Source organism: Pseudomonadaceae bacterium SI-3 (assembly GCA_004010935.1).
Taxonomy (GTDB): Bacteria; Pseudomonadota; Gammaproteobacteria; order Pseudomonadales; family Pseudomonadaceae; genus Stutzerimonas.
The window spans coordinates 2,260,585-2,285,973 of the sequence record CP026511.1; the positions used below are offsets into that span (position 1 = coordinate 2,260,585).

Genomic DNA, 25,389 nt, shown 5'->3' on the forward strand with positions numbered 1-25,389 from the left:
TGTCGATCAGCCGTTGGCCAGCTGCCAACCGCCGCCGAGTGCCTTGTAAAGGCCTACGACGCCACGGTAGACCTCGACTTCGGCCTGGGCCTGTGCATCTTCGGCAGCGAGACGCTCACGCTCGGCATCCAGCAGTACCAGAAAGTCCACCGTGCCTTCCCGGTAACGGATCGCTGCTTGCTCTGCTGCCGCGCGGCTGGCGCCGGACTGACGCAACAGGGCGAGCAACCGCTCCTGAGCTCTCGCATAGTCGCTGAATGCGTTCTCCGATTCCTCCAACGCCAGCAGTACCTGCTGCTCGTAGCTGGCCAACGCCCCCTCGGCATCCGCTTTCGCACCGCGCAATCTGGCGCGAACGCTGCCCATGTCGAACGCTGCCCAGGTGATGCTCGGTGCGACGCCCCAAGCCTGAGCCGCGCTCGAACCGATCTGCGAACCGCGCCCCGCAATAAAGCCCAAGAAGCCGCTCAGGCTCACCCGTGGAAACAGATCAGCCGTCGCTACGCCCACGTTGGCGGTCGCCGCTGCCAGCTGCCGTTCAGCCGCAAGAATGTCCGGTCGGCGACGTAACAGCTCGGTGGGGTCACCGATCGGCAGCGCCTTCGCGATGGCAGGCAACTCACGCGGCGCAAGGTCGACACTCAGCCTATCGGCGCGCTGACCGAGCAGGGTTGCGATGCGATTGGTCGCACGGGTCTGCTGCGCCTGCAGTTGCGGCAAGCTGGCCTCGGTTGCCGCCAGCCGTGCATCGGCGCGCAGCACGTCAAGTTCGCTACCTACGCCAGCGTCGCGCAGCTGCTCGGTCAGGCGATGCGAGTTGCGCTGGTTCTCAAGGTTTTCCCGGGCGATGCGTTCACGCAGTTGCGCCCCGCGCAGCTGGCCATAGGCATCGACCAGTTCGGCAATCAGGCTGACCTGTAGCTGGTAGAGCTCCGCTTCCGCAGCTTCACTTTGCGCCTCGCTGGCTTCGATACGCCGCTGCACCCGGCCGAACAGGTCGAGTTCCCAGGCCATGTCCAGCCCCAGATCGTAGCGCTCGATGCTGCTGCGCTCCTCGCCGAAGCCCGGCTGCTGAGCCTCGCCATACTCGGCACCGGCCCCTGCGGTTACGGTAGGGAAGCGATCATTGGTCACGTCATCGCGAATGGAACGAGCGGCGCGGAGCCGGGCGAATGCGATGCGCAGTTCGCGGTTCTCGGACAATGCTTCACCCACCAGTGCATCGAGCGTCGGATCATCGAACTGGCGCCACCAGGCTGCCTGGAATCGTGACTGATCGAAGCCCACCGCCGCAGCACGCTCAATCTGTGCGGGCGCAACCTCCGGGACGCGGTAATCCGGCCCCACTGCGCAGGCGCTTAAGGCGAGAACAGCCGCAAGCAGTAACGGAGTGGAAATGACAGCCTTCATACGTGCGCCTCCTTCAGTACCGCTTTCTTCTCTGCGCGCCGTTCAACGTAGGCGCGTATGACCAGGTAGAACACCGGCGTCAGCAGCAGGCCGAAGAAGGTTACCCCGAGCATGCCGCTGAACACCGCAACGCCCATGGCGTGACGCATCTCGGCACCCGCGCCGGAGGAGAGCACCAACGGAACCACACCCATGATGAACGCGAAGCTGGTCATCAGAATCGGGCGCAGCCGTAGGCGGCAGGCCTCGAGCACAGCGGATAGACGGTCCATGCCTTCTTCCTGTTTATCCTTGGCGAACTCGACGATAAGAATCGCGTTCTTGCATGCCAGGCCGACGAGGACGATCAGGCCGATCTGGGTAAACACGTTGTTGTCGCCGCCAGAGAGGATCACCCCGGTGATGGCCGAGAGCAGTGTCATCGGTACGATCAGAATCACCGCCAGTGGCAGGCTCCAGCTTTCGTACTGCGCCGCCAATACCAGGAAGGCCAGCAGCACGCAGAGCGGGAAGACGAACATCGCGGTGTTCCCCGCCAGGATCTGCTGATAGGTCAGCTCGGTCCATTCGAAGCTCATGCCGTTCGGTAGCTCTGCTTGCAGCAGCCGCTCCATCGCCGCTTCGGCCTGACCGGAGCTGTAGCCGGGGGCGGCCGCGCCGTTGATTTCAGCGGTCAAGAAGCCGTTGTAGTGCATCACGCGATCCGGGCCGGAACTGTCACTGACCTTGACGAAGGTCGACAGGGGCACCATCTCGCCACGGTTGTTGCGCACCTTCAGCTGACCGATCTGGTCGGGCGTCAGGCGAAACTTCTGCTCGGCCTGGACGTTGACCTGGTAAGTGCGGCCAAAGCGGTTGAAGTCGTTGGCATACAGCGAGCCGAGGTAGACCTGCATGGTGTCGAAGATCTGATCGATAGCCACGCCATGAGTCTTGGCTTTTTCCCGGTCGATGTCGGCATCGATCTGCGGCACGTTCACCTGGTAACTGGTGAACAGCCCGGCCAGCTCGGGGTAGTCGGCACTCTTGGCGATGACGTTCTGTACCTGCTTGTAGAGCTCCTCATAGCCGAGGTTGCCGCGGTCCTGCACCTGCACGCGGAAGCCGCCGATGGTGCCCAGCCCTTGTACCGGCGGCGGCGGGAAGATCGCGATGAAGGCGTCCTGGATTTGCGCGAACTGGCCGTTCAGATCAGCCGCGATGGCGTTGGCGGACAGCGAGGGATCACTGCGCTCATCGAAGGGCTTGAGTGGGGTGAAGACGATCCCGCTGTTCGGGCTGTTGGTGAAGCCGTTGATTGACAGGCCCGGGAAGGCCACGGTGTTTTCGACACCGGGATGCTCGGCTGCGATTTGCGACATGCGTTTGATGACATCCTCGGTGCGATCCAGCGTGGCCGCATCCGGCAGTTGCGCGAAGGCCACCAGGTACTGCTTGTCCTGCGGCGGCACGAAACCGGTCGGAGTACTGGCGAATCCCAGGTATCCGAGTCCGACCAGACCGACATAAACCACCAGGGCGATGCCGCTGCCGCGCAGGATGCGTTTAACCGCACCGACGTAGCCGTGACTCGCACGCTCGAATACGCGGTTGAACGGCGCGAACAGCCAGCCGCCGAACAATTTGTCCAGCAGCCGCGAGAAGCCGTCTTTCGGCGCGTCATGGCTGCGCAGCAATGCGGCCGCCAAGGCTGGGGACAGAGTTAGGGAGTTGAAGGCGGAAATGACCGTCGAAATGGCAATGGTCAACGCGAACTGCTGGTAGAACTGCCCGGTGAGGCCGGAAATGAACGCGGTCGGGATGAAAACGGCGCAGAGCACAAGCGCCGTCGCAATGATTGGCCCCGTCACTTCCTTCATCGCCTGCTTGGTGGCTTCGACCGGAGACTTGCCGAGGCCAATATTCCGCTCGACGTTCTCCACTACCACGATGGCGTCGTCCACCACGATGCCGATCGCCAACACCAGACCAAACAGCGACAGCGCGTTGAGCGAGAACCCCAGCATGTGCATCACGGCGAATGTGCCGATCAGCGACACCGGCACGGCGGCCAGCGGGATGATCGAGGCGCGCCAGGTCTGCAGGAACAGGATGACCACCAGTACCACCAGCACGATGGCCTCGAGCAGGGTATGCACCACCGCCTCGATGGAGCCGCGCACGAAGATGGTCGGGTCGTAGACAATTTCGTAGTCCACGCCTTCGGGGAAATCCTTCTTCAGTTCGGCCATGCGAGCACGCACCGAGTCGGAGATTTCAATCGCGTTCGAGCCAGGGCGCTGAAACACCGGAATGGCGACGGCCGGTTGGTTGTTGAGCAAGGAGCGCAGCGCGTACTGGCTGGAACCCAGTTCGATACGTGCGATGTCCCGCAGGCGAGTGATCGAGCCGTCTTCGCCGGCGCGGATGATGATGTTCTCGAACTCCTCCTCGCTAACCAGTCGGCCTTGGGTGTTGATCGATAGCTGGAAGTCCGTCGCGCCCGGTGCAGGCGGCGCACCCAGCGAACCGGCTGCGACCTGGCGATTCTGCTCGCGGATCGCGTTGACCACGTCAGTTGCGGTGAGGTTGCGCGAGGCCACCTTGTTTGGATCGAGCCAGACGCGAAGCGAGTAATCGCCCATGCCGAACAGCTGCACATCACCAATCCCGTCCAGCCGCGCCAGCTCGTCCTTGACGTTGAGCGCCGCATAGTTGGACAGATAAAGCATGTCGTAGCGTTCGTCCGGCGAGGTCAGGTGCACCACCATCGTCAGGTCCGGGGAGGCCTTGTCCACCGTAACGCCGAGGCGCTGCACTTCGGTCGGTAGCGTCGGTTGGGTGCGCGTGACGCGGTTCTGCACCTGCACCTGGGCGTTGTCCAGATCGGTTCCCAGCGCAAACGTAATGGTCAGGGTCAGCTTGCCATCGGCGGTCGCCTGGGACGACATGTAGAGCATGCCCTCGACGCCCGTAATGGCCTGTTCCAGCGGGGACGCGACGGTTTCGCCGATGACTTTGGGGTTCGCACCCGGGAAGCTGGCGCGGACCACAACCGTCGGCGGCACCACCTCGGGATATTCGCTGATCGGCAATTGGAACAGCGAGATGGCACCACCGATCAGGATGATCAGCGACAGCACCGCGGCGAAGATTGGCCGTTGAATGAAGAACTGAGAGAAATTCATGACGCACTCCGGGGGAGAGGGTGCGCATGACGCACCCTGGCGGAATCAGTTTTTATGGTGTGGCGCCTCGGCGCCGGTCAGCTGGACGTGTTGAAAATCAACTGCTCGGTCCGCGCGCCAGCGTGCGGTCGACCACCTGCGGCTTCATCGCGGCGGAGATTGCACGGTTCTGTTCTTTCAGCGCGGCGAGGGTGTCAGCGTCGGCCATTGGCACATTTTGGGGCTGCACGGCGTTGCCCGGACGAACGCGCTGCAGGCCGTTCACCACGATGGTTTCACCTTCCTTCAGACCGTCACGCACGATGCGCAGGCCCTCAAGCTTCGGGCCGAGCTCGATGGAGCGATAGTTGACGGTGTCGTCCTCCCCGAGGACCAGGACGAACTTCTTGCCCAGATCGGTTCCGACCGCGACATCCTTGATCAGGACGGCATCGTAGGTGGCGCTGCCGACCAGCTTCAGGCGCGCATAAAGCCCTGGCGTGAAGCTGCCGTCACGGTTGTCGAACACGGCGCGACCGCGAATGGTGCCGGTGCGGGGATCAACCTGGTTATCGATGAAGTCCATGTGACCCAGATGCGGGTGACCGTCTTCATCGGAAAGACCAAGGTAGACAGGGGTTTCCTCGCCACGCTCACCGTCACGGGCCAGCTCGCGGTATTTCAGGTAGGTGCGTTCATCTGCCTCGAAGTAGGCATAGACCTTGTCGGTCGAAACAAGCGTCGTCAGCAAGGCTTCGCCAGCATTAACCAAATTGCCCGCGGTGATCAGCGCACGACCTGCGCGGCCATCGATGGGGGCAGTGACGCGGGTGAAACCGAGATCCAGCTTGGCTGCATCGAGCTGAGCCTGGATGGCCGCGACGGCGGACTTCGCTTCGCTGGCGGCGCTGGCCCTCGCATCAGCCAGTTCGGCGGAAATAGCGTTATTGGCGCGCAGTCGCTCACCGCGTTCGGCCTCGCTTGCGGTCCGGCGCTCAGTAGCGCGAGCCTGTTGCAGCTCGGCCTGCAAGCGTTTGACCTGGGCTTCGAACGGGCGCGGGTCAATCTGGAACAGCAGATCGCCTTTCTTCACCAGCGAGCCTTCTTCGAACGCGACCTTGTCGATGAAGCCCGACACGCGTGGACGAATATCGACCGACTCGGGCGCCTCCAGGCGGCCGGTAAGTTCGTCCCATTCGGTTACCTGCTGCTCAATGACCTCAGCAACGCTGACGGCGGGGGCCGGCATAGCCGCTTCGGTGGCTTCAGGCGCTTTTCCGCATGCGCCTACAAGGGCGGCAGCAATCGCAACCAATGGGTAACGCAAGGCTTTGAGTGAACGATCCATGCTTGACTCCGCAACTCGGGTTTTTATCGATGGCGGAAGTGTGGGGGTTGGCCTTTACAAGCAGAAATCGAACGAGGCGAATGTAAATATCATCCGCGATGATGTTGCAGCATTTGTCATCGATGTTGAGTACGGGATTGCAGCGGCATTGGTGCCCAATCGACTGAGGTGGTTTCGGCCGGGCTGGTGGGCTGAAGCCCACCCTACGACGGGGATGTGCAGGGTCTGATATTAGGCTGGCTTCAGCCCACCAGCTGCGGGTCGAAAGCAGGGCTCAGGTAGGGTGGTTTCAGCCCACCACGGCAAGCGCTTTGCTTAAGAGAAAAACGGCGGTTTAGAGACTGTCCGGGTCGCCTACGAACATCTGAATTCGCGAACGCAGCCAGCGCTCGGCCGGGTCGTTATCCTGGGCGCCGCGCCAGGCCATGGACAGTTCGAAGTCCTGGCTAGTGTCGAATGGCAGCGGCTCGGCACGCACACCCCCGTTAGCGGCCAGGGCCGCCGCGGCGTAATCCGGTACCGTCGCGACCAAGTCAGTGCCCGCCAGCAGGCTGGCCAGCCCGTTGAACTGCGGTACGGCGAGCACGACCTTGCGTTTGCAGCCGTGGAGCGCCAGTTCGTCATCGATGTAGCCATTCAAATCGCCGGCAAAGGAAACCATGGCATGTGGGCGCGAGCAGTAGTCTTCCATCGTCATGCGGCCGGGGATGCTGTCAGCGCGGAGCAGCATTGGTTTCGGCCTGCGCAAGATTTTACGCTTGGCGTTCGCTGGCAGTTCCTCTGTGTAGCAGACGCCCACCGAGATCTCGCCAGAGGCAAGCAGGCCCGGCATCAGCAGATAGTTGGCGCGCCTTACCACCAGCACTACATCGGGCGCCTCGGCGCGCACACGCCTGAGCAACTGCGGGAGCAGGGCGAACTCGACCTCATCAGTCAGACCGATACGAAACACCAGCTCGCTGGTGGCGGGATCGAACGTGGAGGCGCGGCTGACAGCCGTGGAGATCGAGTCCAGCGCCGGCGACAGCAGACCGGCGATCTCCTGCGCGCGTGCAGTCGGCTCCATGCTGCGGCCGGTGCGTACGAACAACGGGTCGTCGAACAGCGTGCGCAGGCGCGCCAGTGCAGCACTGATCGCCGGCTGGCCGAGAAAGAGTTTCTCCGCGGCACGGGTCACGCTGCGCTCGTGCATCAGCGTTTCGAAGACGATCAACAGGTTCAGGTCTACGCGGCGAAGGTCGTTGCGATTCATGCCTTTCACTTCAAGCTGTGGTCAGACATAAGGCGCGGCTGACCGAAATGAGGGTTGCGTCTGCATTCTAGACAGATCGGAGTGACGTCGGCATGTCCATTCCCGCTTTGCAATGACACAAACCTGCAGCAGGCGGAGTGGCCTTACATACAGCACATCATCATTCCCACGCATGGCGACTATCGAGCGGAATGCAGGGATCGCTGCTGGAGTTGTGCCAATACTGCAGATAAAGTCACAGACACAGTAGTAATCGAGGGGTCTTTTTCATGTCCCGCATCATCCGTTTCCACCAGTTCGGGCCCGCGGACGTATTGCGCTACGAACAGCGAGAAGTCCCACGGCCGGGGCCTGGCGAAGTGCTTGTCGACGTCAAGGCGATCGGCGTCAGCTGGAATGACGTGCTCTGGCGGCAGGATCTGGCGCCGCGTCACGCCAAGCTCCCGGCCGGGCTCGGCAGCGAGATCGCCGGCGAAGTGCTTGCGGTGGGCGAGGACGTGGACGGCTTCGCGATTGGTGATCGTGTCGCCAGTTTCCCTGCGCATGATCTCAACCAGTACCCGCTCTACGGCGAGCAGGTGCTGCTGCCGCAGGCGTCCTTGGTCCACCATCCGGAGATGCTCAGCGCCGCCGAGGCGTGTGTGCATTACACGCCGGCCCTGGTGTCGTATTTCGCTCTGGTCGAGCTGGCTCAGCTCGAACCCGGACAATACGTGCTGGTGACCGAAGCACGGCATTGCACCGGTCCTTCGGCCGTGCAAATGGCGAAAGCGCTTGGCGGACGGGTAATTGCCACCTGCGACACGGCAGAGGATCGTGACTTCCTGCGTGAGCTGGGGGCCGAGACCGTCATCGTCACCGAAGAGGAGGATCTCGTCGGCCGGCTGCAAAAGATCACCGGCGGAGCAGGCGTCGAAGTTGTGCTCGACGGTTGCGGTGGCTCACAGATGAAGCTGCTTGGTGACGTTATCGCGCCGCGTGGCAAGCTGATTCTTTATGGGCTCAACGGTGGTAACGAAACGGCGTTTCCAGCCTGCGCGGCGTTCAAGAAGAACTTCAAGTTCTTCCTGCATTGCTTGTGCGACTTCACCGGGCAACCCGAGCTGGGCATCGAGCAAAACCGCGAGGCGGTCCAGAATGCCTTGCTGCACATCAACCAGCTCACGGCCGACCGCCTGATCACGCCGCAGGTCGACAAGGTATTCGGCTTCGACGACGTCGTGGCAGCCCACGAATACGTCGAAAGCGGTGTCCCGCGCGGCCGGGTCGTACTGCGCGTCGATTGATTCTTCGAGGCCTCTGCATTGGGGCCTCTCATCGCTTCATAGAAACTTTTCCCACCCGCGCCAAGTCCTCCGAATACAGGTTTGATCCCTTGACGGAGGATTTTGCATGCCCGACGAAAACCAGACGCTCCCCCCGCAGCAACAGGCTGAACCGGGCAAAGAAAGCGAGATGACCCCGAGGCCCGAGTACCGTGGCGAGGACTACAAAGCGGCCGGTAAGCTCCAGGACAAGGTCGCAATCATCACTGGCGGCGACAGCGGCATCGGCCGCTCGGTAGCGGTGCTGTTTGCGCGTGAAGGCGCCGATGTAGCGATTCTCTATCTGGATCAACACCAAGACGCCGAGGAAACCAAGCGTGCAGTGGAAGAGCAGGGACGCAAATGTCTGGCTTTCGCCGGCGACGTGGCGGACCGCGACGTGTGCCGCAAGGTGATTGACGAAACGGTGAGCGCCTTCGGCAAGCTCGATATTTTGGTCAATAACGCCGCCGAGCAGCATCCCCAGGAAAAGCTTGAAGACATCAGCGAAGAGCAGTGGGAGAAGACCTTCCGCACCAACATTTTCGGCATGTTCCAGATGACCAAGGCTGCACTGCCGCACCTGAAAAAAGGCGCCTCTATCATCAACACCACGTCGGTGACGGCCTACAAAGGCAGCCCACAGCTGCTGGATTACTCATCGACCAAGGGCGCCATCACTGCCTTTACCCGCTCGCTGTCAATGAACATCGCCGACCGCGGCATTCGCGTGAACGGGGTCGCACCCGGGCCGATCTGGACGCCGCTGATTCCGTCGACCTTCGACGAAGACAAGGTCGAGAAATTCGGCGCCAACGTGCCCATGGAGCGTCCCGGCCAGCCCGATGAAGTCGCGCCGGCATACGTGTATCTGGCCAGCAGCGACGCTTCCTATGTCAGTGGCCAGGTGATCCATGTGAACGGCGGCACCGTGGTCAACGGCTGACCGAACGACTGTCTACAGGAGGGAAGGCTTATGCCCCGTACGATCTGGAAAGGCGCCGTCAGTTTCGGCCTGGTTCACATCCCCGTCGCCTTGGTACCTGCGACCACGCGCTCGGGTATAGATTTTGACTGGCTGGACAAACGCAGCATGGACCGGGTGGGCTACAAGCGCATCAACAAGACCACCGGCGAGGACATCGAGAGCGAGAACATCGTCAAAGGCGTGGAATACGAGAAGGGTAACTACGTAGTTATCAGCGACGACGAAATCAAGGCCGCTCACCCAGAAGCCACGCAGACGGTAGACATTGTTGCCTTTGTCGACGCCAAGGACATTTCCTTCCTGTACATCGCTACACCCTACTACCTCACCCCGGATCGGCGGGGTGAGAAGGTTTACGCGCTGCTGCGCGAAACCCTGACTCAGACTGGCAAGGTCGGCATCGCCAACGTGGTGCTGCGCAACAAGCAACATCTGGCCGTGGTGATGCCGCTGGGCAAGGCACTGGTGATGAATACGCTGCGCTGGGCCGATGAGGTCAGGGGCGTGGAGTACCTCGAAATGAAGGACGAGGCGCTTAATGCCGACCTCAACCCGAAGGAACTCGACATGGCCAAGCGGCTGGTCGAGGACATGAGTGAGGATTGGAACCCCGAGCAATACAAGGACACCTTCCAAGACCAGATCATGGATCTGGTGGAGACCAAGGCTCGCGAAGGCAAACTCGAAGCCGTGGGCGGGCCGGAAGAAGCAGTGGATCGTCGCAGCGCCGATGTCATCGACCTGACCGAACTGCTCAAACGTAGCCTGGCCGGCAAATCTTCCGCTAAGAAAGCTGCCCCGACTGAAGACGTTGACGACGACGAAGACAGCGAAGAGGCATCGCCTGCCAAGCGGACCACGAGCAAAACTACAGCCATCAAATCGAATGCACCGGCCAAGTCCACAGCCAGCAAATCCTCGACCAGCAAAACCGCGACGGCCCGCAAGACTAGCACCAGTAAACCGGCTGCCAGTAAGTCCAACAGCAAAAAAGCGAGCTGACCTCATAAGGAGCGTGCATGGCTGAAAAAGCTGCCAAAAATCGCCCCGTTGTAGGCGGTATCGGCATCAGTAATCCGCAACGGGTCATCGATCCGGCAAGTGGTGCCACCAAGCTGCAGCTCGCTGAATACTATCTGGCAGTGGGCGAATGGCTCGTACCTCATCTGGCCAAGCGTCCGCTGTCCATCGTCCGGGCGCCGGATGGAGTCAACGGAGATAGCTTCTTCCAGCGCCACTGCGGGCGGCTGAAAATGCCGCACATGCACGTGCTGGATAAGTCCCTCGATCCGGAGCATGCACGCCTGATCCAGGCGGACAGTATCAGCGCGGTCGTCGAGGCGGTGCAGATGGGCACCGTCGAGTTTCACACTTGGAATGCGCGCAGCGACCGCATCGACAAGCCGGACCGGGTGGTCTTCGATCTGGATCCTGACCCGGAGCTGCCGTGGTCAAGCATGGTCGAGGCGACGAACATGACCCTTGAGCTGCTTGATCAACTCGGGCTCAAGGCCTTCATCAAAACCAGCGGTGGGCGCGGCATGCATGTCGTAGTGCCGATCGATCGTCGTCAGAGTTGGGATTGCGCCAACGAATTCGCCCGTATGGTCACGGTTCGCCTGGCCAAAGAGTCACCTGAGCAGATCGTCGCAAAGATGGGGCCGAAGAATCGGGTCGGCAAGATCTTCGTCGACTACCTGCGCAACCAGCGAGGCGCTAGCACGGTTGCTGCTTTTTCCGCACGAGCACGCCCAGGGCTGCCCGTCTCGGTGCCCATCACCCGGGAGGAGCTGGACCAGGTCAGCGGCGCCGATCAGTGGAACATCCTCAATCTCCATGAACGCCTCAAGAGCCTGAAGCTCGATCCATGGGCCGACTACGCCACGACCCGTCAGAGCCTTTCAGCGCAGCTGTTGAAGGATCTCGCTGCGCGTCAATGACGCGACGGGTGACCTGTCTGTGGCCGGTTTACTGGACTAGCCTCGTACTGGCGTAGCGAATACGCCGCCCCGTCTGTCCCGCCGGAGGAACCATTCCAGAGCGGTTCAGTCGATGTGGTTAGATGGGCAGACATAATAAGTAACAGGAGATACCGATGACCGTGCGAGTATCCCGGCGACAGTTCCTGAAGTTCGGTGCGGCCGGTGTGGGCGCGTCGAGCATGGCCATGATGGGATTTGCGCCTGATGAAGCCGTCGCGTCGATTCGTCACTTCAAACTGACCGGCGCCAAAATGACCCGCAACATCTGCACCTACTGCTCGGTAGGTTGCGGCATGTTGCTCTACTCACGTGGTGACGGTTCGATCAACGTGATCGAGCAGATCTACCACGTCGAGGGCGACCCGGACCATCCGGTCAGTCGCGGCTCGCTATGTCCACGTGGCGCAGGTGTTCTGGACTTCATCAATAGCCCTTCGCGCGTCAAATATCCGGAAGTGCGCGAGCCGTATACCAACGAATGGAAGCGCATCAGCTGGGACGAGGCCTACGATCGCATCGCCCGGAAAATGAAGGAAGACCGCGACCGCAACTTCCAGACCCACGACGAAGAAGGTCGCTTGGTCAATCGCTGGATGACGACATCGATGGTTGCGGCTTCGGCCTGTACCAACGAAACCGCGTATCTCACGCAGAAGGTCACGCGAGCCCTCGGCATTCTTACGATGGACAACCAGGCACGCGTATGACACGGACCGACGGTGGCAGGTCTTGCCCCTTCATTTGGTCGCGGTGCCATGACCAACCATTGGGTCGACATCGGTAACGCCAACGTCATCCTGTCCATGGGTGGCAATTCCGCGGAAGCGCATCCGGTCGGTTTCCGCTGGGTGATGCACGCGAAGAAGCGCAACGACGCGCGCCTGATCTCCGTGGACCCACGGTACAACCGCACTACAGCGGTATCGGATATCCATGGCTGGCTGCGCACCGGGACGGACATCGTCTGGCTTGGCGGGCTGATCAATTACCTGATCGAAACCGGCCGTTATCACCACGAGTACGTCCTGAACTACACAGACGCGGCTTTGCTCGTGAAAGAAGGCTTCGGCTTCGAGGATGGGTTGTTCACCGGCTTCAATCCGGAAGACCGCACCTACGATCGCAGCACCTGGAACTTCGAGCTCGGTGAGGATGGCTTTGCCAAAACCGATCCCACGCTCGAGCACCCACGCTGCGTATTCCAGCTGATGCGCAAGCACTACAGCCGCTACACGTTGGATCAGGTGGAAAACATCACGGGGATGCCGCGTGACAAGGTGCTGACGATCTGGGACTTGATCGCCACCACCGCAGCGCCTGACAAGACCATGACGATCCTTTATGCGCTGGGCTGGACCCAGCACACCATCGGGTCGCAGATCATACGCACAGGCGCCATGGTTCAGCTGCTGCTGGGCAACATGGGCATGCCCGGCGGCGGTGTGAACGCTTTGCGCGGCCACTCCAACATCCAGGGCCTGACGGACATCGGGTTGCTATCGAATCTGTTGCCGGGCTACATGAATCTGCCGTCGGCGAACCTGCAGAACTATCAGGACTACATGAAAACCCGCGTCAAGCAGCCGCTGCTGCCGGGCGAGGTGTCCTACTGGAAGTACTACGAGCGCTTCCATGTAAGCCTGATGAAGGACTGGTACGGTGACGTGGCCACCGAGGAAAACAACTGGTGCTATGACTGGCTGCCAAAGCTGTCCGCACCGCTGTACGACGTGCTCTACGCGGTCAACCAGATGACCAAGGGCGAGATGACTGGGGCCTTCTGCCAGGGCTTCAATATCCTTGCGTCGTTCCCGAACAAGCGGAAGGTGACCGAGGGGCTGTCCAAGCTCAAGTGGCTGGTGATCATGGACCCGCTGGAAGTCGAGACCGGCGAGTTCTGGAAGAACTATGGCGAATACAACCCGGTCAATCCGGCGGAAATCGCCACCGAGGTCTTCCGCCTGCCGACGACCTGCTTCGCTGAGGATGACGGCTCGATCACCAACAGCTCGCGCTGGCTGCAGTGGCATGTGAAGGCCGCTCCGCCACCGGGTGAAGCCATGACCGATACAGCGATCCTGGCGCAGGTGATGGTCCGTCTGAAGGCGATGTATCAGGAGGAGGGCGGAGCCTTTCCTGATCCAATCCTCAATCTCTCCTGGGACTACACCAACCCGTTATATCCGTCTGCCGAGGAACTGGCGAAGGAGTACAACGGCAGGGCGCTGGTCAACCTCACCGACGATCAAGGCAACATCATCAAGCGCGCCGGAGAGCTGCTGGATGATTTCACCCAGCTGCGCGATGACGGCAGCACTGCCTGCGGTTGCTGGATCTACTCGGGTGCATACACCGAGGCCGGCAACATGATGGCGCGGCGTGATAACAGCGACCCGTACGACACCGGCACCACATTGGGTTGGGCCTGGGCCTGGCCGATGAACCGGCGGCTGCTCTACAACCGCGCCTCGGCGCGACCGGACGGTACGCCCTGGGCGGCGAACAAGGCCTTCATCTGGTGGAACGGTGAACGGTGGATCGGTGCCGACGTGCCGGACTACCCGATATTTACGCCACCGTCAGCCGGTGTTGGCCCCTTCATCGTCACGCAGACTGGGACCGGACACTTCTTTGCCAGCGAGTGGCTGAACGAGGGGCCGTTCCCAGAGCACTACGAGCCGATGGAAAGTCCGATCGACCGCAATCCGTTGCACCCGAACAACCCCTTGGCGTTCCACAACCCCATCGTTCGGGTGTTCCCGCAGGACCGTGACGATTTCGGTTCGAACAAGGAGTATCCGTACGCGGCGACGACATACCGGCTGACCGAACATTTCCATTTCTGGACGACCCACGCGCTGTTGAACTCGATCATGCAACCCGAGAAATTCATCGAGATCAGCGAGGTACTGGCGGCCGAGCTCGGCATTGTTCAGGGCGAACGGGTGCGAGTGCGTTCCAAGCGGGGCTTCATCGAGGCGGTCGCTGTGGTGACCAAGCGCATGGTGCCGTTGCAGGTAGATGGAAGGACCGTGCATCAAATCGGCATCCCGCTGCACTTCGGCTTCAAGGGCGTCGCCCGCAAGGCCCACCTGACCAACTCCCTGACCCCCTTCGTGGGTGACGGCAATACGCAGACACCGGAATTCAAGTCGTTCCTGGTGGACGTCGAGAAGCTCTAGGAGAAGGCTATGCGAGGAGACCAGATCAACCTGCAGAACATCGTCGCGCGATCAGCGACGACGACGCCTTCTCCCCAAGTCCGCCAAGGCGGTGTGGAGCCTGTCGCCAAATTGATCGACGTGTCGGTCTGCATCGGCTGCAAGGCCTGCCAGGTCGCTTGTTCGGAGTGGAACGACCTGCGTGACGAGGTTGGCCACTGCCACGGCGTCTATGATAACCCTATTGACCTCACCGCCGAGTCGTTCGAGGTCATGCGTTTCAGCGAGTACGAGGACGAGCAGGGCAACCTCGAGTGGCTGATCCGCAAGGACAACTGCATGCATTGCGCCGAGCCGGGCTGCCTCAAGGCATGCCCGTCGCCCGGGGCGATCGTGCAGTACGCAAACGGTATCGTCGACTTTAATTCCGAGCACTGCATTGGCTGCGGCTACTGCATCGCGGGGTGCCCCTTCGACATTCCGCGGATCTCGGAGCGGGATAACAAGGCCTATAAGTGCACGCTCTGTTCAGATCGCGTCTATCACGGGCTTGAGCCCGCGTGCGTCAAGAGCTGTCCGACCTCGGCGATCATGTTTGGCACCAAGGAAGACATGCTCGACTACGGCGCCCATCGGGTCGCGGACCTCAAGGATCGCGGCTACGAAAACGCCGGTATCTATGATCCACAAGGCGTTGGCGGCACCCATGTCGTCTATGTGCTGCAGCACAGCGACAAGCCTGAAATCTACAGCGGCTTGCCGCGCGATCCGCACATCAGCCCTACGGTCGAGCTATGGAAGGGAGTGACCAAGCCGATCATGTCGGTGGCCTTGGGCATGTCGGTACTGGCGGGCTTCTTCCATTATGTGATGAAGGGGCCGAAAGAAGAGCCGGAGGACGATCCTGATCCAGTAAAAGCCCATGACGCCCGCGACATCGATAAGCGCGGGGAGGACCGGCTATGAGCCACTCAAACGTTAAGCACGGCATCCTGCGTTATGGCTGGTGGACACGGGTGAATCACTGGCTTATCGCGATCAGCTTCGTATTGCTCGTGCTGAGCGGGTTGGCGTTGTTCTATCCGTTCTTCTTCGGCCTCACCGGGCTGTTCGGCGGTCCGGAACCCACACGCATCGTGCATCCGTACATCGGCGTGTTCATGTCGCTGTTCTTCGTCATCCAGGCTGTGCGCTTCTTCGGCGATAACCTGATCCGTCGCCACGACGTGCAATGGATGAAGCAGATCCGCGATGTGCTGGGCAACCGCGACGAGCGGTTACCTCCAGTGGGCAAGAACAACGCCGGGCAGAAGCTGGTGTATTGGATCTTCCTCGCCACCGTGCCGGTATTGCTGGTGACCGGCATCGTCCTGTGGCGGCCCTGGGTCGCCGATGAGATGCCGGTTTGGGCGCTGCGCTGGGCGGTGACCATCCATGCCTATACCGCCTTCATCGCGATCATCACGCTGGTGATTCACGTCTACTCGGCAATCTGGGTGAAGGGCTCGGTACGCGCAATGACCCAGGGCCGTGTAAGCCACGCCTGGGCGCGTCACCACCACGGTCTCTGGTATGACGAGGTACGCCGTAAGGAAGGTTATGACGATCCGGGTGGTCTTTCGCCTGATCGTGACGTGCCGTCGAAACGAACTTAAGGAGTTGCAGTGAACCACTCTTATGGAAGTGCGCCTTCGGGGATCATGGAGGCGCCAAATGTGGTGTTGCCGAATGCCAAGGTGTTCAGCAAACGCGCTACGCGGTTACGGGAGCTTGTCCTGCAGGTTCCACCGCTGGATGAGTTTCTCTCCTTTATGGCACGACTGGTACAAGCCCAGCATCAGGTGCTCAACGAACGCGAACCATCCTGGCGCCCGGCTGAGGATGCGTTCGATCAGGCGCTTAGACATGGCCTGCCGCCGCTTGGTTTTCAGGCCTTGAAACGTGACGTGCCGTGGCAGGAGGACCTTCTGTCTATGCTCGATGCCATGGAGCTTCATGTGGGCGAGGCTCAGCGGCCCTTTCTCAGGGCGTTGAGGGAGCTGTCTCAGGAGCAGTTGGATACGTTAGCCGACGATGTCCTAGAAGCGCGCCCCGGCGATGAAACAACCCGACCGCTGCTGCCATTGGTTGCCGCTGCCCTGCAGATCAGTTGGATGAGGCTGGCGATAGCCCTGCCTCGACCGCCTGATAAGCCGGAGGGGGAAGCCAAGGGGCTATGCCCTTGCTGCGGTTCGCCACCGGTCGCCAGTGTCATCCACAACGAGCGCCATCGTGCTGGCGTACGCTATCTGCATTGCTCTCTGTGCGCCACCGAGTGGCATCTGGAACGACTTAAGTGCAGCGTTTGCGACAGCGGCGCAAAACTGCTGTACCTCACGCTGGATGACGAGCAGGGCAAACCGGCGATGCCGGTCCAGGCGGAATCTTGCGGCGAGTGTCATAGCTATCTGAAGGTCATGCTGCGTGAAGAACACGGACGCGCCGAACCCGTGGCGGACGACCTGGCAAGCCTCGCGCTCGACATCTTGTTGGCCGAACAGGGCGAATATGGCCGTAGCGGTTACAACCCGTTATTGATCGCAGGTGGTGAGTAGCGCACCAGGCTATGGCTCAAGCATGAACAAGCCTAGTGACGATCAGTGATATTCGCGTGGTTTCGGATCGCCAGCAAGCTGGCTCCTACAAGTAGGGGCTTGGCCGTAGCTTGGCTCTCTATGTTCGCCACAGTACGCGTTTGTAGAAGCCACCTTGGTGGCGATCAGCGGTGTTCGCGTTGTGTTTGATCGTCAACAAGCTGGCTCATACAGGAGCGGCCTGCCTCCCCGCCAAATCATCCGTCTCGTATTTGGCCTAAAACAAGCGCAACGCCGGCTGTGGCAAGCGGTAGCGGCCTTTAAGCTGAACTTTTCAGGCCTCCTTTGGTTCGGAAAGAACAGAGCCCGAGAAAGCCCGCATGACGGGTTTTCCATCGGTACAACCAGCCACGCTCGATTGCCAGTCACGAGCGGGGTAGGTTTGCCGTTTCGCTGCAATTTCGCCTAGGAGCCCCGTTCAATGACCGATGCAAAGCCCCATCCGGTGATTCACCCCCGACTTGAACAGGCATTGCAGATGCCGCGCATTGCCATTGAATCGACCCAGCCCGTACTGGAAGGCGGACGATTTGCGGCAAAGGCAACCATCGGCCACCCGATCAATGTGACGAGCAAGATCTTTGCCGATGGGCACGATCAGCTAGCCGCATCGATCTGCTGGCGGACCAAGGATGAAACCACCTGGCGCCGGGCACGGCTCAAGTTGATCGGCAATGACAGCTGGGAAGGGCAGTTCACCCCGACGCAAGTCGCTTCGCACGAGTTCATGATCGAAGCTTGGTGGGATATCTACGAGACCTACCGCTACGAGCTGTCGAAGAAGCACAACGCTGGCGTACCGGTTCAGCTTGAACTCGAAGAAGGTCGCCTGCTGCTCGAGCGCGCCAGCCAGCGTGCCCAAGGCGAGACCAAAGCCATCATCGATGATCTGCTGCATCGGTTGAGCATGGCGCACCTGGACGATGAACGTGTCTCGGTGATGCTGGCCAGTGAAACGGCTGCCGCGATGGCTGACGCAGACCCCCGCGAGCATTGCAGCCAGAGTGAGGTGTTCCCGATTGAGGTCGAGCGCCCACTTGCGTTGTTTGCCAGCTGGTACGAACTGTTTCCGCGCTCTGAAACCGATGACCCTAACCGTCACGGTACTTTCCGTGACGTGCATAAGCGTTTGCCATCAATTCGGGACATGGGCTTCGACGTCCTGTATTTCACGCCGATTCACCCAATTGGCCGACAGCATCGCAAAGGGCCGAACAACACGTTGCACGCTGGCCCGAATGATCCCGGTAGCCCGTATGCCATCGGTAGCGAAGCCGGTGGGCACGATGCAGTTCATCCCGATCTCGGCACGCTCGATGACTTCCGCGACCTGGTAGCTGCCGCACGCGAGCACGGTTTGGAGATCGCCCTCGACTTCGCCATCCAGTGCTCTCAGGACCACCCATGGCTCAATGAGCATCCGGGCTGGTTCTCCTGGCGGCCGGACGGGACCATCCGTTATGCGGAAAACCCGCCGAAGAAATACCAGGACATCGTCAACGTCGATTTCTACGCCGAAGACGCCATGCCCGGCCTGTGGATCGCTCTACGTGATGTGGTCTGGCATTGGGTCGAGCAGGGCGTGAAGATCTTCCGCGTCGACAACCCACACACCAAGCCGCTGCCATTCTGGGAGTGGATGATCGCCGACATCCGCGAGCGCGATCCAGACGTGATGTTCCTCTCTGAGGCCTTCACCAAGCCGGCCATGATGGCGCGCTTGGGCAAAGTCGGATTCAACCAGAGCTACACCTACTTCACCTGGCGCAACAACAAGGCGGAGCTGAGCGAGTACTTCACCGAGCTGAACGAGCATCCGCTGCGTGACTGCTATCGGCCGAATTTCTTCGTCAATACGCCGGACATCAATCCGTTCTTCCTGCATGACTCCGGGCGAGCGGGATTTCTCATCCGGGCGGCGCTGGCAACCATGGGTTCCGGGCTGTGGGGCATGTACTCGGGCTTCGAACTATGCGAGTCCGCGGCAATCCCCGGCAAGGAGGAGTATCTGGATTCCGAGAAGTACCAGATACGGGTCCGGGATTATCACGCACCGGGCAACATTGTCGCGGAGATCGCTCAGCTCAACCGCATCCGTCGGCAAAACCCGGCCCTGCAGACCCACCTGGGTTTTAAGGCGTACACGGCTTACAACGACAACATCTTGTTCTTCGGCAAACGCACGCCGGATCGCACGAACTTCATTCTCGTCGCAATCAGCCTCGATCCGCATAACGCTCAGGAAGCACATTTCGAGCTTCCGCTATGGGAGATGGGGCTGCCGGACCATGCCGAAACCCGAGGCGAAGACCTTATGAACGGGCATCGCTGGACTTGGTACGGCAAGACTCAGTGGATGCGAATCGAGCCTTGGCACCAGCCATTCGGCATTTGGCGTATCAGTTCGGATGCCATGGATCCTGACTTAAAGTGATGTCTAAAGAATGTCCTAAAAACTAGATATATCAGCTGCTTATAGGCTATTCATTATCCAGTTTATAAATCGACTGGCTTACTTTTCCGCCTCGGCTGGCCAGACATATGGGCCAGTCATGGGGGCAGATGAAAGGGAACAAGACCATGGCCAGAGCGCGTAAACCTGCTGCCTTTATCAAGGATCCTCTTTGGTACAAGGATGCGGTGGTCTACCAGGTCCACCTGAAATCCTTCTTCGACTCGAACAATGACGGTGTCGGTGATTTTCAAGGCTTGATCGACAAGCTCGATTACATCGCTGACCTGGGGGTGAACACCATCTGGCTGTTGCCGTTCTATCCGTCGCCGCGCCGGGACGATGGCTACGACATTGCCGAATACCGCGGCGTGCATCCGGACTACGGCACCATGGCTGACGCCAGGCGCTTTATCGCCGAAGCGCACAAGCGTGGCCTGCGGGTCATCACCGAGCTGGTCATCAACCATACCTCCGACCAGCATCCATGGTTCCAACGCGCCCGCAAGGCGAAGAAGGGCTCCGCCGCTCGCGACTTCTACGTCTGGTCCGATACCGACGACAAGTACGACGGCACACGGATCATCTTTCTCGATACCGAAACCTCGAACTGGACGTGGGACCCGGTTGCCCAGCAGTACTTCTGGCACCGGTTCTATTCTCACCAGCCCGACCTCAACTTCGACAATCCGCAGGTGATGAAGGCAGTGCTCAGCGTGATGCGCTACTGGCTGGACCTAGGGATCGACGGTCTGCGTCTGGATGCCATTCCCTATCTGGTCGAGCGCGACGGCACCAACAACGAGAACCTGCCGGAGACCCACGTTGTACTGAAGCAGATCCGCGCCGAGATCGACGCCAATTACCCCGACCGCATGCTGTTGGCGGAGGCCAATCAATGGCCTGAAGACACACAGTTGTACTTCGGTGGGGAAGATGGCGGCCTGGGCGACGAATGCCATATGGCGTTCCACTTCCCACTGATGCCGCGCATGTACATGGCGCTGGCGCAGGAAGACCGCTTTCCGATCACCGACATCCTCAGGCAGACGCCGGACATTCCGGAAAACTGTCAGTGGGCGATTTTCCTGCGCAACCATGACGAGTTGACGCTGGAAATGGTGACCGACAAGGAGCGCGACTACCTCTGGAATTATTACGCCTCGGACAAGCGCGCACGGATCAACCTCGGCATCCGTCGTCGCTTGGCGCCGCTGCTTGAGCGGGATCGCCGTCGAATCGAATTGCTAAACAGTTTGCTGCTGTCGATGCCCGGCACACCGGTGATTTATTACGGTGACGAGATTGGCATGGGGGACAACATCTTTCTCGGTGACCGGGATGGTGTACGTACGCCGATGCAGTGGTCGGTCGATCGTAACGGCGGCTTCTCCCGAGCCGACCCGCCAAGCCTGGTGCTACCGCCGATCATGGATCCGCTGTATGGCTACCAGGCGATCAACGTCGAGGCTCAGCAGCGTGATCCGCATTCGCTGCTCAACTGGACGCGTCGTCTGCTGTCGATCCGCAAGCAATTCAAGGCTTTCGGTCGTGGCACCCTCAAGATGCTCGCACCGAGCAACCGACGGATTCTTGCGTACATCCGCGAGTTCACGACGGCAACTGGCGAGACGGAAGTGATTTTTTGCGTCGCCAACGTGTCGCGCTCTGCACAGGCTGCAGAGCTGGAGCTGTCGCATTACGCAGGAATGGTGCCGGTGGAAATGGTCGGCGGTAGCGCCTTTCCGCCGATTGGCCAACTTCCGTATCTGCTGACCTTGCCACCTTACGGCTTCTACTGGTTCCAGCTGGCAACCAGTCATCAGATGCCCAGCTGGCACCAGGAACCGGTGGAAACCATGCCTGACTTTCAAACGCTGGTGCTCAAGCGCCTGGATACGCTTACTGCTTCCAATAAAAGGATTCTGGAAACCGAGTCTCTACCCGCGTACCTGCCGAAGCGGCGTTGGTTCGCTAGCAAGGATGCGACGATCAATTCGATCAAGATCTGCTACAGCGTGCCATTTGGCGACCCACAACGTCCGGTATTGCTGAGTGAGATCGCAGTCGAGGCGGGTGGGCGTACGGATTTTTACCAGTTACCGCTGGGCTTCCTGGACGAAGGTGATTTCGACATTGCACTGCCACAGCAGCTGGCCATGGCACGTGTTCGCCGCGGCCCGCAGGTAGGCCTGCTGACAGATGCTTTCGCGCTCAAGCAGTTTGTGCTTGGGGTCATTCAAGGGCTACGCGACGAGCAAGTGCTGCCATGCGGTGACGGCGAGATACGTTTCCAGCCGATGGCGCAGCTTGCCGATATTGACCTGCCTGCTGAGGCTGAGGTGCGTTATCTCACCGCTGAGCAGTCCAACAGCTCGGCGATTGTCGGGGGCAGCATGATGATCAAGGTGCTGCGTCGCGTCTCGGCAGGGATGCACCCTGAACTGGAGATGGGCAGCTTCCTGACCGAACAGGGTTTCACACATATTTCCGCCATGCTGGGTCAGGTGAGCCGCTTCGACAAGAATGGCGAGCAATACGCCCTGATGGTCGTGCAGCGCTTCCTCGACAACCAGGGCGATGCCTGGGAATGGACGCTGAACACACTCGATCGGGCGGTGCGCGACCAGATTGCAGGCGGCGTCTCGCTGCATGAAAACCAGTTCAGTGCGCTGGAGGAGCTGGAGGCCTTCAACCGCTTGCTTGGACAGCGTCTCGGTGAGATGCACATGACCTTGGCAGTGCAGACTGATAACCAGGCTTTTGCCGCCGAGCCGACCAAGTCTACGGACGCCAAGGAGTGGACGCAGTTGATCTCCGGGCAGGTCGAGCATGCGCTTGATCTGTTGCAAGCCCGCCGTGGCGATCTGGACCGCAAGGCCACCGCGCTGGTCGACCAGCTGCTTGGTCAACGTAAACAGCTGGTCGCAGAGGTCAAGCGGCTGGCCGATCGTACCCTTGGTGGGCTGCGCACCCGCGTCCACGGTGACCTGCACCTTGGGCAGATACTGGTTGCGCAAGGCGATGCCTATTTCATCGACTTCGAAGGCGAGCCGGCGCGCTCGCTCGAAGAGCGGCGCAGCAAGCTGAGCCCGTTCAAAGATGTCGCCGGGGTGTTGCGCTCTTTCGAGTACGCCACCGCCATGACCCTGCGCAACGCTCAATCCAGCGACAGCTCAGAGGCGGCCGGTCAGGCACGACGCAACATTTCCGATACCTATCAGCAAAGCGCACGTGCGGTATTCCTCGAAGCCTACCGTGAAGCGACCGCCGAGTTGCCTCACGCCTGGAAGGACGCCGCTGGGGCCGATGCGGCGCTGGCCCTGTTCAGCCTGGAAAAGACCGCGTATGAAGTGGCCTATGAGGCAGAGAACCGCCCGGCTTGGCTGTCTGTCCCGCTTCAGGGGCTGGCGGCGCTGGCACAACAGATTTCCGATGGAGGTTCCCAATGATTGATCGTCCGGCCGTGACAATGCCCGGTGAAAACCTGCTGCCAACCGATGCCGATGTCGATGCGCTGGTGCGCGCCGAACATGGCAATCCGTTTTCCATCCTTGGCCCACATCCTGACGGCGATGGCCTGGTCGTGCGGGCTTATCTGCCTAACGCATTGGGCGTCGAGGTGCTCGAGCGCAGCGGAGGGCGGGTACTGGCAGCAATGGAGCAGGGTCAGGTACCCGGCTTCTTTTTCACCCGGCTGACCAATCAACAGCCGTACCTACTGAAGATTCGCTGGGCAAGTGGCGAACAGATTACTGAGGACCCCTTCAGCTTTGGTCCCCAACTCGGCGAAATGGACATGTATCTGTTCTCCGAGGGTAACCATCGTCAGGTCGGTCGCGTGTTCGGTGCTCAGCCCATGGAAGTCGAGGGCGTACAGGGCGTCCGCTTCGCAGTATGGGCGCCCAATGCGCGCCGCGTTTCGGTGGTCGGCAGCTTCAACGGCTGGGACGGGCGTCGGCATCCGATGCGCCTGCGCTTCCCGTCCGGCGTCTGGGAGATTTTCATCCCGCGTCTGCAGCCGGGAGAATCCTACAAATACGAGATTCTCGGGCCAAACGGCATTCTGCCGTTAAAGGCTGATCCGATTGCGCTGGCCACCGAGCTCCCACCGGGCACCGCATCGGTGATTTCGCACCCGCTCGAGTATGAGTGGAAAGACGAGGCCTGGCTGCAGCAGCGGGCAGCGCAACAATCGGTAAAAGCCCCGATGAGCATTTACGAGCTGCACGCAGGCTCGTGGCGCCGCGATGGTGGCGATGACGGTCGCCTGTACGACTGGCATGAGCTGGCCGAGCGGCTGATCCCCTATGTGGTCGACCTGGGCTTCACCCATATCGAACTGATGCCCATCATGGAGCATCCCTTCGGCGGCTCCTGGGGTTATCAGCTGCTGTCGCAGTTCGCACCCAGTGCGCGCTACGGGAATGCACACGATTTCGCAGCCTTTATCGATGCCTGTCACGCAGCCGGTATCGGCGTGATTCTCGACTGGGTTCCGGCACACTTCCCGACAGATGCTCACGGCTTGGGCGAGTTCGATGGCACTGCGCTATACGAGTACGCACACCCGTTCGAGGGGTTCCACCAGGATTGGGATACCTACATCTATAACCTGGGACGTACCGAAGTGCATGGCTTCATGCTCGCGTCGGCGCTGCATTGGCTGCGGGAATTCCACGTCGACGCACTGCGCGTAGATGCGGTGGCCTCGATGCTCTATCGAGACTACTCACGCAAGGAAGGCGAGTGGATTCCCAACCGTCACGGCGGTCGAGAGAACCTCGAAGCCATCGACTTTCTACGTCACCTGAACGACGTTGTGGCTACTGAGACTCCCGGTGCGCTGGTCATCGCGGAAGAGTCCACAGCATTCCCAGGCGTCAGCAAGCCGACGTCCGAGAACGGTTTGGGCTTTGCTTACAAGTGGAACATGGGTTGGATGCACGACACCCTTCAGTACATTCAAGAAGATCCGATCAACCGGCAGTACCATCATGACAAGCTGACCTTCGGCATGGTGTACGCCTATTCGGAGCACTTCGTGCTGCCGATTTCGCACGACGAAGTGGTGCATGGCAAAGGTTCTTTGATTGAGAAAATGCCGGGGGACCGTTGGCAGAAGTTTGCCAATCTTCGTGCTTACCTCTCGTTCATGTGGACCCATCCGGGCAAGAAGTTGCTGTTCATGGGCTGCGAGTTCGGCCAGTGGCGCGAATGGAACCATGACCGCGAGCTTGATTGGCATTTGCTGGATGAGCCAGACCACCGCGGCACGCAGAATCTAGTGCGCGATCTGAACCGTCTGTATAGCCACGAGCCTGCCCTGCATGAGCTCGATGCAGACCCGGCCGGCTTCCAGTGGCTGATTGGCGACGACCGTGCCAACAGCGTGTTTGCCTGGCTGCGCAAAAGCTCCACGTGCGATCCGCTGCTGGTGGTGGGTAACTTCACGCCCGTGGTGCGTGAGAACTATCGGGTAGGGGTGCCTGAAGACAGCCGCTGGGTGGAAATCTTCAACAGCGATGCCGAGTGCTACGGCGGTTCCAACGTGGGCAATGGCGGCGGCATGCTCCCCGAGCAGATTCCGGCGCATGGCCAGGACGTTTCGCTGGCGCTGACGCTGCCTCCGCTCGGTGTGGTCATCCTTCGACCCCAGGGATAACTTACCTGGCAGACAGCGCCTGACATGCAGGCGCCGACACAATAAAGC

17 protein-coding genes are annotated in these 25,389 nt (G+C 60.5%); 13 read left to right on the plus strand and 4 right to left on the minus strand.

Annotated elements, in window-relative coordinates; translation table 11 throughout:
* Nucleotides 1–6: 6 nt before the first annotated feature.
* From C1896_10720 to C1896_10730, 3 genes are all read right to left on the minus strand, one after another.
* Complete coding sequence (locus tag C1896_10720; protein AZZ45332.1) at nucleotides 7–1,410, minus strand: TolC family protein; 1,404 nt, start codon at nucleotides 1,408–1,410, stop codon at nucleotides 7–9.
* Complete coding sequence (locus C1896_10725; protein AZZ45333.1) at nucleotides 1,407–4,577, minus strand: hydrophobe/amphiphile efflux-1 family RND transporter; 3,171 nt, start codon at nucleotides 4,575–4,577, stop codon at nucleotides 1,407–1,409. The genes C1896_10720 and C1896_10725 overlap by 4 nt, the downstream gene beginning before the upstream one ends.
* Nucleotides 4,578–4,674: 97 nt before the next feature.
* Nucleotides 4,675–5,904, minus strand: a complete 1,230-nt coding sequence (locus C1896_10730; GenBank protein ID AZZ45334.1) for an efflux transporter periplasmic adaptor subunit — start codon at nucleotides 5,902–5,904, stop codon at nucleotides 4,675–4,677.
* On the opposite strand from C1896_10730, the gene C1896_10735 reads away from it, so the two are divergent.
* Complete coding sequence (locus C1896_10735) at nucleotides 5,903–6,133, plus strand: hypothetical protein (protein ID AZZ45335.1); 231 nt, start codon at nucleotides 5,903–5,905, stop codon at nucleotides 6,131–6,133. The genes C1896_10730 and C1896_10735 overlap by 2 nt on opposite strands.
* 105 nt (nucleotides 6,134–6,238) lie before the next feature.
* On the opposite strand, the gene C1896_10740 is transcribed toward C1896_10735, so the two are convergent.
* Nucleotides 6,239–7,156, minus strand: coding sequence for a LysR family transcriptional regulator (locus C1896_10740; GenBank protein ID AZZ45336.1), 918 nt, complete (start codon nucleotides 7,154–7,156; stop codon nucleotides 6,239–6,241).
* A gap of 269 nt (nucleotides 7,157–7,425) precedes the next feature.
* Here C1896_10740 and C1896_10745 point away from each other — a divergent pair, with 269 nt between their 5' ends.
* The 12 genes from C1896_10745 (at nucleotide 7,426) to C1896_10800 (ending at nucleotide 25,341) form a co-directional block, all read left to right on the plus strand.
* A complete protein-coding gene (locus tag C1896_10745; protein ID AZZ45337.1) occupies nucleotides 7,426–8,442 on the plus strand; it encodes an alcohol dehydrogenase in 1,017 nt (338 codons plus the stop codon).
* 106 nt (nucleotides 8,443–8,548) lie between these two features.
* Complete coding sequence (locus C1896_10750) at nucleotides 8,549–9,406, plus strand: NAD(P)-dependent oxidoreductase (GenBank protein AZZ45338.1); 858 nt, start codon at nucleotides 8,549–8,551, stop codon at nucleotides 9,404–9,406.
* 30 nt (nucleotides 9,407–9,436) lie between these two features.
* On the plus strand, nucleotides 9,437–10,450 hold the full coding sequence (locus C1896_10755) for a Ku protein (protein ID AZZ45339.1): 1,014 nt from the start codon (nucleotides 9,437–9,439) through the stop codon (nucleotides 10,448–10,450).
* Nucleotides 10,451–10,467: 17 nt separating this feature from the next.
* Entirely contained in the window at nucleotides 10,468–11,388 is a 921-nt protein-coding gene (locus C1896_10760) for an ATP-dependent DNA ligase (protein AZZ45340.1), read from the plus strand.
* Between the two features lie 155 nt (nucleotides 11,389–11,543).
* The gene (locus tag C1896_10765) at nucleotides 11,544–12,137 is read left to right on the plus strand and encodes a sulfate ABC transporter substrate-binding protein (protein AZZ45341.1); all 594 of its coding nucleotides are present in this window, start codon (nucleotides 11,544–11,546) and stop codon (nucleotides 12,135–12,137) included.
* Nucleotides 12,138–12,149: 12 nt separating this feature from the next.
* Nucleotides 12,150–14,612: a formate dehydrogenase-N subunit alpha gene (gene fdnG / locus C1896_10770; protein AZZ45342.1), complete on the plus strand. Its 2,463-nt coding sequence runs from the start codon at nucleotides 12,150–12,152 to the stop codon at nucleotides 14,610–14,612.
* 9 nt (nucleotides 14,613–14,621) lie between these two features.
* Nucleotides 14,622–15,557 carry a formate dehydrogenase subunit beta gene (gene fdxH / locus C1896_10775; protein AZZ45343.1) on the plus strand — a complete coding sequence of 312 codons (936 nt, stop codon included), beginning with the start codon at nucleotides 14,622–14,624 and terminating at the stop codon, nucleotides 15,555–15,557.
* Nucleotides 15,554–16,246 carry a formate dehydrogenase subunit gamma gene (locus tag C1896_10780; protein ID AZZ45344.1) on the plus strand — a complete coding sequence of 231 codons (693 nt, stop codon included), beginning with the start codon at nucleotides 15,554–15,556 and terminating at the stop codon, nucleotides 16,244–16,246. The genes fdxH and C1896_10780 overlap by 4 nt, the downstream gene beginning before the upstream one ends.
* Nucleotides 16,247–16,255: 9 nt before the next feature.
* Nucleotides 16,256–17,185, plus strand: coding sequence for a formate dehydrogenase accessory protein FdhE (gene fdhE, locus C1896_10785; GenBank protein ID AZZ45345.1), 930 nt, complete (start codon nucleotides 16,256–16,258; stop codon nucleotides 17,183–17,185).
* A gap of 460 nt (nucleotides 17,186–17,645) precedes the next feature.
* A complete protein-coding gene (locus C1896_10790) occupies nucleotides 17,646–19,658 on the plus strand; it encodes an alpha-1,4-glucan--maltose-1-phosphate maltosyltransferase (protein AZZ45346.1) in 2,013 nt (670 codons plus the stop codon).
* A 146-nt stretch (nucleotides 19,659–19,804) separates the two neighbouring features.
* The gene (gene treS / locus C1896_10795) at nucleotides 19,805–23,128 is read left to right on the plus strand and encodes a maltose alpha-D-glucosyltransferase (protein AZZ45347.1); all 3,324 of its coding nucleotides are present in this window, start codon (nucleotides 19,805–19,807) and stop codon (nucleotides 23,126–23,128) included.
* Nucleotides 23,125–25,341: a 1,4-alpha-glucan branching enzyme gene (locus C1896_10800; GenBank protein AZZ45348.1), complete on the plus strand. Its 2,217-nt coding sequence runs from the start codon at nucleotides 23,125–23,127 to the stop codon at nucleotides 25,339–25,341. Before treS ends, C1896_10800 begins: the two co-directional genes overlap by 4 nt.
* The last annotated feature ends 48 nt before the right edge of the window (nucleotides 25,342–25,389 follow it).